Source organism: Aeromicrobium sp., from assembly GCF_014378035.1.
Lineage (GTDB): Bacteria > Actinomycetota > Actinomycetes > Propionibacteriales > Nocardioidaceae > Aeromicrobium.
On sequence record NZ_JACMOM010000186.1, the window covers coordinates 1 to 8643 of the forward strand.

6 protein-coding genes are annotated in these 8643 nt (G+C 64.1%); 2 read left to right on the forward strand and 4 right to left on the reverse strand.

Annotated features, from left to right (window positions below):
* Positions 1-252 precede the first annotated feature (252 nt).
* Both H7290_RS09690 and H7290_RS09695 read left to right on the forward strand, forming a co-directional pair.
* Complete coding sequence (locus tag H7290_RS09690) at positions 253-1464, forward strand: hypothetical protein (protein ID WP_290513810.1); 1212 nt, start codon at positions 253-255, stop codon at positions 1462-1464.
* Entirely contained in the window at positions 1461-1913 is a 453-nt protein-coding gene (locus tag H7290_RS09695) for a hypothetical protein (RefSeq protein ID WP_290513811.1), read from the forward strand. The genes H7290_RS09690 and H7290_RS09695 overlap by 4 nt, the downstream gene beginning before the upstream one ends.
* Positions 1914-1993: 80 nt before the next feature.
* Here H7290_RS09695 and H7290_RS09700 read toward each other — a convergent pair whose 3' ends face one another.
* The 4 genes from H7290_RS09700 to H7290_RS09715 form a co-directional block, all read right to left on the reverse strand.
* Entirely contained in the window at positions 1994-5047 is a 3054-nt protein-coding gene (locus tag H7290_RS09700; RefSeq protein WP_290513812.1) for an HsdR family type I site-specific deoxyribonuclease, read from the reverse strand.
* Positions 5048-5052: 5 nt separating this feature from the next.
* On the reverse strand, positions 5053-5829 hold the full coding sequence (locus tag H7290_RS09705) for a hypothetical protein (RefSeq protein WP_290513813.1): 777 nt from the start codon (positions 5827-5829) through the stop codon (positions 5053-5055).
* Positions 5830-6244: 415 nt separating this feature from the next.
* A complete protein-coding gene (locus tag H7290_RS09710; protein ID WP_290513814.1) occupies positions 6245-7759 on the reverse strand; it encodes a class I SAM-dependent DNA methyltransferase in 1515 nt (504 codons plus the stop codon).
* A 534-nt stretch (positions 7760-8293) separates the two neighbouring features.
* Positions 8294-8643: EAL domain-containing protein (locus H7290_RS09715; RefSeq protein ID WP_290513815.1), on the reverse strand; the 350-nt coding region annotated here is incomplete at its 5' end.

Sequence of the window (8643 nt, forward strand, 5' to 3'; positions counted from 1 at the left end):
GGGTGTCGCGGCACGCGCCCCTCGTCCGGGTCTGCCTCGAAGTGGTCGACAACCCACCGTGACCACGCCGCCACGTTAACGCCAGGCACTCGCGACCACGTGGCTGAGCAGGCACCCCCCGCGGTGTTTCACAACCGAGCGATTTTGAGCAACTGCCCGAATGCCCAACTTAGAGTGAGTCGGGTGCCGTGCTCACGCCGTGTCTGGCCCGACATGCAGCGCAAGGCCCTCTGCCCGGCCTACCCTCCAAGCGTGAGCGACGAAGAAAGCGGGTTGCCTGACGAAAGCGCTGGCAGCGCTGACAGCGCTGTCGTAGGCGCAGGCGCAGGCGCAGGCACAGGCACAGGCACAGACACAGACACAGCGAACCAGCAGACCCGACGTCGTACGCGGATCCGACTCGATGGGGACCGCTTTACTGGCAAGCGCATACCGGTAGACGTAACGCCAGAATTGCAACGGTACGAGCGCCTAGTTATTGAGGTAGCCGCTCAACAATGGAAGACTCAAAACCCCGAAAAGAATTTGCCCAGGTTTTTCCGCGATCAGTTTCAGTTGTCTATCGTCGACGTAGAAGATGGCAGTGCCACGCCGGTTTTGGAACGAGTCTCAAACAGTGCGTACGACACTTACTTTGATCACGCCGCAGAGTCTGTTGATAAAGCCTTCGAGGCCATCATCGCGGGTGAAGAGGAGGAGGTTTCCGCGTGGGTCACGAAACTGCCCGATTTTCGGGACTTCGGCAGCACCCTCGAAGCGGGCGAAGCCATTGAGTTCAGGCCCAAAACGCCAGCGGTTATTCGTTACACACCAGAGATCCGGACCGTACGCTTCCCTAAGGCACCAACCCGCAAACGTGCAGTTGCTGACGAGGATCCCCGTGCGCTGGTAGGCAGACTCACTGCTCTCGACGCAAACCACTGGAAGTTCACGCTGACAGACCTTAACGGCCGCGAGGTACAGGGTACCTACACAAACCCCGACCTCACAGATGACATCAAGGCGGTGTTGAACGCCAGCACCGTTGCGCCAGTCGCCCGGGTCATCGCATACATCGCGGCTGACGCCAACGGTCAGCTAGCTCGAATCGTCGACGTGGAGAGCGTCGAGTTGTTCGAATCAGAACGGGAACCCTGGACTCGGCGCCTTATTGAGCTGGCGACGTTGCAGGCAGGTTGGTCGGAGGGTACTGGCGAGGCCATAGCCTTTGCCGCGCTGGATGCAGTCCGAGAGATTCTGCGCCAGTTGGAGGTTACCGTGGACAACTACCCGGGGATTTTTCCATCCGAAAACGGAGGAGTACTTGTCGAATGGGCAAGCATCCAGAGAGTGATCAGTGTCGAAGTAAATCCTGAGATCGAATACTCACTCTTTCGTTTGAACCCCGAAGTCCGCGCTACCGATGAGTTAGAAACCCGGAATATCCGTGCCGCCGTTGACTTTCTTCGAGGTGCACTAGCGTGACCGACTTGACATCTTTTGCGCTTCGGAAGGGGGAGTACTTGATGGCGGATCAGCAAGAGTTGCTGTATCGCCAAGTTACAATCCACACCTGGGATGAAGTGAACCGACGGCCATCCAGCAAGGCATTCGAGCCCGTGGATGCAGACAACGGTATGGCGTCATACAGCCGTGAAAGTAAGACCACAGCCAAGTTGGCCAGGCAACACCACACCACCAATGCGAAATCCCCCTCGCTCGGCGTTTGGGCCGTGACTGTCCAAGAAGTCGAGACCGAGGGCCTGCGTGCTGTTGATGACTCGCAATCGACCCCGCCCCCAGGCTTAGCGCAGTGGCCCCCCGGCCACTGCTTCGTGGACTATCGGCATCTGCAGTCCAAGGGGGAAATCAGAACGGTCAGGGCAATGCTGTTAGCAAAGGCGCTTGCGCGGCAGGAGGTCCCAAGTATTTGACGAAGGTTCGCGCCGAGGTTGCTGCCCACCCGCTCTTCCGGCTAACCATGAACCGGCTGGGTCGAACTCGTCTGCTTGAGTTAGTAGTGCTGTTCGACGTAAGCGTACGACCGGTCGAACAGGTCGCCGTCGTGCTGCAGACCGTTCACTTTGAGGGTCTTGCGCAGCGCGATTCGGACATCGCGGGTCGAGGACGGCCTGGACACCCAGCCGGGGTGGCAGACCTGCTTGGCGATGGCGTCGACCTGCTCGACGATGCGCCCGATGAGGACCGGGGTGTCCGCTGGGGCGTACTCCTGGAAGATCTGCGTCAGGGCGCCAACGTGCGGGTCGGTCAGCGGGGGTAGGGCGTCGAGCCCGTTGCGCCCGCCCCGGTCCTCGGCCTTCTCCGCGACGGTGATGTCGCGGGCGGCGACGAGCAGGTCCCGCAGCCAGTCCAGCGCGACCTGGGCCTGGCCGATGGCCCGCTCCCGGAGCTGGTCGAGGCGTTCGGCGAGGGAGCGCCACACGTCGTGGTCACCGGTGGCGCCGTCGATGCGGGCCTGCAGCCGCTTGGTGATGGAGTCCAGGACCTGCTGGGCGGAACGGTCCTGAACCTCACCCTGGATGGTCGCGAACTCCGGGTCATCCAGCAGGGCCTGGATGGTGCCGGAGTCTGCGACGACGGCCTCCTTGGCCGAACTGGTGACGGTGACCGGTCCGATGTGAGAGTGGACCATAGTCAGGGTTTTCACACCGAGCCGGTGCCACAGCAGGTCGAGCTCGGCCGACGGCGGCTTGACGTTCTCGTAGACCTTGGCGAGGAACCCATAGACCTCCCGGTGCGGGGTGAGGCGCTCGTGCGGTGACGCGGTCTCCCAAATGCCCTCGAGGAGGCCGAAGTGGACCGCGAACCGGTCGCGGGCAGCGGCGGTGGGCAAACGCTCGTTCGCTCCTTGAAGGATCTCGTAGCCCGGCTTGGTCCGGTCGATGCCGTTGAACAGATCCAACACGGGGAGAAGCTCGGCCTCGAAGGTGTCGATGAGGCCGTCGAGCTCGATGTGTCGACGCTGGGCGTCGGGGTCGGCGGGCACCATCGCCCGGGCGTAGCCGTCGCCGAGGCCGACGTAGTCGACGACGGGCCCATGTGTTTTGGGCTGCCCGGACACCGGGTGGTTCCAGGTGCGGTTGGTACGGGTGATGGTCTGGAACAGGGTGTGCAGCTTTAACGGCTTGTCGAGGTAGAGCACGCCCTCGATGGGGGCGTCGAAGCCGGTGCCGAGTTTGCTAGTTACGACGAGGAACTTCAGCCGGTCGCCGAAGGTGCGGAACCGGTCCAGCAGCCGGCTCTCCTGCTCGTCGGTCAGCTTGTAGGGCAGGTACACATCGCGATCCTTCGGCTGCACGCTCATGACGACCACGACCTCGTCGGCCTCAGCCGGGTCGAGCCCGGCCTCAACGGCCCGGGCCCGGAGCAGCGTGGTGAGCTGCTCGGCGTACAACACGCACAGGTTCCGGTCGGCGACAACGAGCTGGGCCTTGAGCCCGAGCGGGTCAACGGTGGCGTAGAAGTGGTTCAGCAGGTCGGTACTGACCTTGGCGATGCGTTCGGGGTTGGCGAAAAACGTGGAGACGCGACCTACCTTGCGGGTGAGGTACTCCCGTTCCTCCTCACCCAGGCCCTCCTCGGCGAGCATGCCGTCGAATGCCTCGTCGAGTGCGGCCTTGTCGAGCTGGAACTCTACGAGGCGGGCGGCGACGTGGATGGGCACCGTCATTCCGTCGGCGATAGACCGGTCGGAGGTGTAGGAGTGCAGGGTGTGGTTCGGGTCGTCAGGGTGGCCGAATAGGTCGTAGGTGTTCTTGTCCAGCGTCGCGATGGGGGTGCCGGTTAGCCCGAAGAACGTGGCGTTGGGCAGCGCCACTCGCATGGCCTGCCCGAGACCGCCCTCTTGAGTGCGGTGGGCCTCGTCGATCAACACAATGACGTTGTCCCGCTCGGACAACAGCCCGGCCCCAGCGAACTTATGGACAGTGGTAAAAATAATTCCCCGCCGGTCGCCGGCGAGCAGCCCTCGCAGAGCGCTCGCGGTGCTGGGGACCGTGAGACTGGGCATCCCGGCGGAGCGGAACTGGGCGTAGGTCTGCTCGACCAGCTGCACCCGGTCGGCGACGAGGACAACGGTTGGGTTGTTGAGGGCGGCGTCACTCATCAGTTGGGCGGCGGCGAAGGTCATGGCGAGGGTCTTACCGGAGCCCTGAGTATGGTGGATCAGGCCGCGGTTGCGGTCCGCGGTCCGGACCCGTTCCACGATGAGCTTGACCGCCTCGTACTGCGGGTAGCGGGCGAGGCCCTTGATTAAGACCGCGGCCCCGGTGGCTGTGCGGGTGGTCTCGAAGGCGGAGAACCCGGACAACATGTCGAGCAGAGTCGCTGGAGACAGCAGGGTACTGACGCTGCGGTCGACCCGGTCCCACCCGTGCTGGCCGGGGGGTGCGTGCGAGACGTCCCAGGCCGCCCAGTGCTGCAGCGGGGTCCGCACCCCGGCGTAGCGCAGCTGCTTGCCCTCGGTGGCGAACGACAGGACGGTCGGGGCGAAGAATTGGGGGTGGGTCGGCTCGTAGGTCTCGTGGATGTCCTTCGCGGCGTGGAACCAGGACACTCCGGCGGTAGCGGAGTCCTTCGTCTCACCGACCGCGATGGGGATGCCGTTGACCCACAGGACGATGTCGAAGCGGGACTTGTTCGCCCCAGCGCCGAAGGTCACCTCGTCGGAGACGACGTAAGTGTTGCGGGCAAGGTCAGCGAAGTCGATGAGGTGGACGGGCTCGCTGCGGTTGTGTCCAGTGAAGTCGTGGGAGTGCAGCCCTCGCAGCCAGGTGGTGAAACGCTGGTTGGTCTCGACGAGGCCGTCATGCACCGCGGACAGGGACAGGGTGCGTAGCTGCACCAGCAGCTGCCGCGCCTGTTCCGGGTCATCGGCGGCGTGCGGGTTGAGCCGGACCAGGGCGGCAAGGAGCTCAGACTCGAGAAACACGTCCTCATGGGCGCGGGACAACTGCGGACCGGGCACGTGCTGCCAACCCTGCTTGACCAGCCGGTCAATGACGAACGCCTGCGTCGTCGTCGTCTCGTTGAGCTTGCTCCCCGGCACCCCGATCACCCTGCCAGCAGGTGGTCGTAGGTGTCCGGGATCTCGTGCGCACCGGACAGCAGCGCGATGAGCAGGCTTGCCCGCAGATCGCGCAGCCGTTGCAATGTTTCTTCGGCAGCACGAACTGCTTTCTCAGCCAGAACAAGGGCAAATGTCATGTCGTTCTGGGCATGGTGCGACACATCGGCCACCGGCATTGCTGCTGCGCCACGAGCTCCGACGTGTTTGATACTGGTCCCACTTGCTGCCTCCCTGAAGGCACCAGACTCATACGCCCAAGCGCACCACTGAGCGGCGAACGCGGGCGTGCTAACGCCCTCTATCGGACGGAACCGCAAGAGGGTGTTCTGGAAGCAAACGGTTCCCGGGAGCTCGCCGTGATACACGCTGGCAGCTCCCACCGCGTCCACACTTGCACTGCCCTCCGTAACGAGCACATCGCCAGAACTCAGTGCGTACTTCGCCTGTTGAGAAGGCTCGAACGACATTGACTTCACGTCCTTCAGCCGTAGTCCGCGAGCGGACACGTTGGCCGAGCGCAGATAGGGAGTTCGGTGCGGTCCAGCGGCTCGCGCGGGTGACCGCTGAAGTCCCAGCAGAATGTCGAACACTTCCCGAGCAGGGCGCGTGATAGTTCCTTCAAACAGAGCAGAGCGCCGCCTCTTGAGGAGAATTGCCAGTGCGGCGTGGTGGACCTCCGCGTGGGTCATCACCGCATCGAGGGCGCCTATCAGGCTCGCTATCCGGCGCTGCTCATCTACGGGAGGGATGACGAGTTCCAAGGACAGAAGGTCGCGGGGATGGAGGCGCTCGCGCCTCCCACCCACCCCCTTTGACTGAGCGGCAAGAGCATCCCAGACACTCGGGCGCTGGCTAACGAGACGCAGGTAGCTGGGCAACATCGACCCGCTGCACGTGAAGGTTGGGAACTCAGAAGACGCGTACGACTCCGTGAGTTGGGGCGGGGCAACCGTGATTGCCCCCTCAAATGCCTTGAGCTTGCTGTACACGAGTTGGTTCGGGCGAACGCGATTCAACTGCTTGTAGTTCGTGGATCCGCAGTTGACGGGGGTCCGGTAGAGCAACCCTCGACCGAACCCGAGAACCCCGGCGATGGGATACTCGCGCCCTGGCACCACATCAACCCTCTGGATGTCGATTTCGACGACGTCGCTAAAGATTCCAACCCGCCAACCCTCACGCATCGAAGCCCGCTGCCTTCAGCTTGCGGTCCAAGTCCATTTCAGCCGCACGCAGGGACGCACGCGAGTCCTGGTAGGCAGCCAGTGCAGCCTCGACATCGACCTCAGCAGCCTGCTCGGTCCGGACGTAGCGGCCGATGTTGAGGTCGAACCCGTTCGCCTCGACCTCCGCGACGTCAACCATGCGCAGGTGCAGGCCACCGACACCGTCGCGGTCCTCGCCGAGCTTGTAGGCGGCGTCGACGGCGTCGACGTCCCTCTCCGACATGAGGTTCTGGTTCCTGCCCGGCTGGTACCGCGCGGAGGCGACGATGAAGAAGACCTTGCCCGCTCGCTCCGGGGTCTTCTTCGCGCGGAAGATGAGAAGACACACCGGAATGCTCGTGGAGTAGAAGAGGTTCTTGGGAAGCCCGATGACGGCGTCAAGGAGGTCCTTCTCCACTAGGCACTGCCTGATCGCGCCCTCCTTGCCACCGCGGAACAGCACGCCGTGCGGCATGACCACTCCGACTCGGCCGACATCGGGATCCATCGTGGCGATCATGTGCTGGATCCAGGCGTAGTCGCCGTTGTTCGCCGGCGGCACCCCGCAAACGACACGGTTGTAGGGGTCCTTCGCCCAGGTGGCTGCCCCCCAGTTCTGTAGGGAGAACGGTGGGTTCGCGATGGTGCAGGACAGCTTGCGCAGTGCAGCCCCGTCGAGGAGCTTCGGCTCCCGGAAGGTGTCGCCCCGGACGATGGTGAAGTCCTCCAGCCCGTGCAGGTACAAGTTCATCTTCGCGATAGCGGCTGTTGTCAGGTTCACCTCCTGCCCGTACAAGGTGAGGGTGCGCGGATCCCCGCCAGCTGAGCGGACGGCATTGACCGTCTCCACAAGCATCCCGGCGCTACCGCACGCTGGGTCTCCCACCGACTCCCCAGGTTGCGGGTCAAGGATCCTCACCAGTAGGTGAACGACGTGGCGGGGGGTAAAGAACTCGCCGGCCTTCTTCCCGGAGGCCTCCGCGAACTCCCGCAAAAGGTACTCGTACGCCGCCCCAAGCATGTCGCCGCTGACGTGGGCAGGATCGAGCCGCACCTCATGGAACGTGTCCAGCAGCGCCGCCAACGCGGTCTCAGGCAGCCGGTCCTTGTTGGCCCAGTTCACGTCGCCAAACACCCCGACGAGGTTGGGGTTCGTCAGCTGCAGTCGGTGCAGCGCGTCGGCGAGCTTCGACCCCACGTTCACGGCGGTGTTTCGGATGTCGGTCCAAGCCGACCCTGGTGGCACGACGAACGGCTGGTAGTCGGCCTCGATGGCGGGGGTCAGGTCGTCGCCAAAATCCGCAACGGCCCGGACGTGGTGGAAGTCGTGTGTGTCGCAGATCCACTTGTAGAACATCACGGGGAAGACGTAGGCCTTGAAGTCGCCCGGGTCGACGGGGCCGCGCAGAGAGTTCGCCGCCCTCCACAGGGTGGCCTCGAGCTGCTGCTGGGACATCTGGACGGGCGCCCCGACCTCGGTCGTCACAAACGTCTCTCCTAAGCGCGCGCGAGGCGCTTCGTGGGCTTCAACGTCTGTAGGCCCTGGAGCGGTCACCGTAACCGGATGGCGTGCACGGCCTGCTGCCTTCATTTGCGTGGCAGCGATCGAACCGGGCACGGGTCGCGAGCACTCGCTACCGCGGTCGAACGAATCATCACGGCCGCCGCCCACCCGCGCCGCCCTGAACCTCGTTCCAAAAGTGATGTTTCATAACAAGCCCTGTGTCTAAAACGAATGATTTAGGCACACACCTGCGTCAATGTTCGTCCTGGTTTGCGTGGGGTGTGGGCAGTCTTCGTGGTGGGTGTCAGGGGAAGTCGACGGGGGTGCCCACGGCAATGGCTGTGGCGAACTCCCGTAGTGCCGCCGGCGACAACCGCACCCCCGTTGCCCCCCGGTTGGTGCCGGGCGCCTTCGAGACCCACGCCCGCGCCGGGGCTGAGCAGTGTCGCCCGGCGACAATATTGTCTCTGGTGGCTGCGTCCTCAGCGCCGCTCACTCCCTTTCGGCGTCGGCTGATTAGGCCCTGCGGCTGGGGGCGGTGGTGGGTGAGCGTCCGTGGTCGACCCAGAGCTGGGCCTGCTCGGCGGGCAGGGGTGGTGTCCACAGGTATCCCTGTGCCGCGTCGCAACCCAGCCGGCGGAGCTCCTCGAGCTGGTAGGGCGTCTCGACGCCTTCGGCGATCACGTGCAGGTCCAGGGCCCGGGCCAAGGCGATGATGGCGGCCACGATCGCGGAGTCGTGCGGGTCCACCCCCAGTCCGGAGACGAACTCACGGGCGATCTTCAGCGTGGTCACCGGTAGCCGCTTGAGGTAGTTCAGCGACGAGTAGCCGGTGCCGAAGTCGTCGATGTTGACCTGGACGCCGA